Below are 1,663 nucleotides of genomic sequence, written 5' to 3'. Positions count from 1 at the left end.
AGCTCCCAGGGGGCGGTGTTCCGGGCGATTGACCGCTGGGGGCATCTCGAGCGCAAGGCGCTGACGCCGCAGGCGGTCAACCTGATCCTGAAGCGCCGGATCGCTCAGGCCGGCCTCGATTCGACGGCGTTCTCCGCCCACGGCCTGCGATCGGGCTATCTCACCGAAACCGGCCGCCGCGGCATTCCTCTGCCGGAAGCGATGCAGCAATCGCAGCACAAGTCGATCGCCCAGGCTTCGCGCTACTACAACGACGCCGAACGCCAGCTCGGCCGCGCCGCAAGGTTGCTCGAGTAGCGGACTTCCGTCTGCAACCGGTGGCTCGAAGCGCGCACGTCACCAGCCCTTCTTTTTCATGCTGTCGCGCAGCGCAGCGCTGATTTCAAGCGAGCTCACGTCCGGCTCCCCGCTGTCGGCCCCTGGCGCTGGTTTCTGCCCGGCGGCGGCCTTTTCCAGTGCCCCCATCCTCGCGTTCAACAACGCGGTCATCATCGGCCAGACGGAGAACTTTTTCGCCCGCGCTTTTTCGGTGAGATCGCGCAGATAGCCGCCGCAGCTGCGGATGTGCTCGGCCCGCTGCAGGATCGCGGCAAGTGTGATCGACGCGTTTTGCGAGCCCATGGCCTCTACCGCCTCCTGCCAGGCACTCGGACTGACCCCGAGGCTCGGCCGAGCCCTGTCCGCCGCGGCGGCAAAATCTCGCCAGGTGCGGATTTGCGTCCCCTTCGTGTAGTTGGCGATGTCCGGGCAGGCGCTCAGCACCATTCCCAAGGGCACATCCCGTTGTGGCAGGCTGCGCACGTTGTCGTTATGCTCGGCGTCGCGGCCGGCTTCATTCTTATCTCTCGGGCCGTTTTCAGATTCACCGGTAGGATTATGATTTGGGTTTGAATTTTGTATGTGGCGTCCAGAATGGGACTCATTGGCGTCCGGATTCTGCGATTTTACGAATGTTTCCAACGTCTGATGCACGTCGACCCAAAGGTCTTCGAGATCGGATACGATGCCCTCGAGGATCTGCCGTGGGGCAGTGCGTGGCAGCCGGGCGATAATAGCTTCATAGCGGCGCAGGAAGCCTCGCCAGTTGCCAGGGACGTTCTCGTTGACGCCGGCTTCGATCATCTTCACCACATCGCGCCGGCAGATCGTCAGCCTCTCCTTGACCAGGCGGAACGCCTTGCGCTCGGCCGCAACAGCCCCCGCGAGCTCGCGAAACTCCTCGGCGCGCGCCAGAATCGGCGACAGATCAAAGCCGTAGGCCTGCTCAATCGCACCGCCCTGCCCTTTGCGGGCAAACCGTTTCCCATTCGGGCTGTCGCGGCGGATGATCAAGCCGCAATCCACAAGGACCGCGATATGGCGCCTGAGTGTGGTCGGCGGCATGCCGTTGGCGCGGCGGATGAGCTGCTCGTTCGACGGAAAGACGACCAGGTTTCCTTCCCCGGTCAGTTCCTCGTCGCGGTGGAACGTCAGCAAGGCGTTGAGCACCGCCAGGGCGCGATCGGTTGCCCCAAGGGCTTCCTTGGCCTCGCGAATGTCGCGGAAGACCTGCCATTTCGAGACCTTGGCGTCCTGTTCGACGTTCCTGGCCGTTACCTGGCTTGAAATCTGGCCAAGCGTCATCGGCCGCCGCCCAAAGGGCGTCGTTGCAATGTGCGTCAGC

Annotated in this window: 2 protein-coding genes; one reads left to right on the top strand and one right to left on the bottom strand. The window is 63.7% G+C overall.

Features of this window, described 5'->3' with window-relative positions:
* Positions 1 to 297 (top strand): tyrosine-type recombinase/integrase (locus EOA23_RS34500; protein ID WP_145966602.1); only part of this gene is annotated, 297 nt, incomplete at its 5' end.
* A gap of 39 nt (positions 298 to 336) precedes the next feature.
* On the opposite strand, the gene repC is transcribed toward EOA23_RS34500, so the two are convergent.
* The gene (gene repC / locus EOA23_RS34495; RefSeq protein WP_127307299.1) at positions 337 to 1,662 is read right to left on the bottom strand and encodes a plasmid replication protein RepC; all 1,326 of its coding nucleotides are present in this window, start codon (positions 1,660 to 1,662) and stop codon (positions 337 to 339) included.
* Position 1,663 lies beyond the last annotated feature (1 nt).

Origin of the sequence: Mesorhizobium sp. M2A.F.Ca.ET.042.01.1.1 (assembly GCF_003997405.1) — a bacterium.
Taxonomy (GTDB): domain Bacteria; phylum Pseudomonadota; class Alphaproteobacteria; order Rhizobiales; family Rhizobiaceae; genus Mesorhizobium.
The sequence above is the reverse complement of the archived record's forward strand: the minus strand, read 5'-3'. Positions and strand labels throughout refer to the sequence as shown.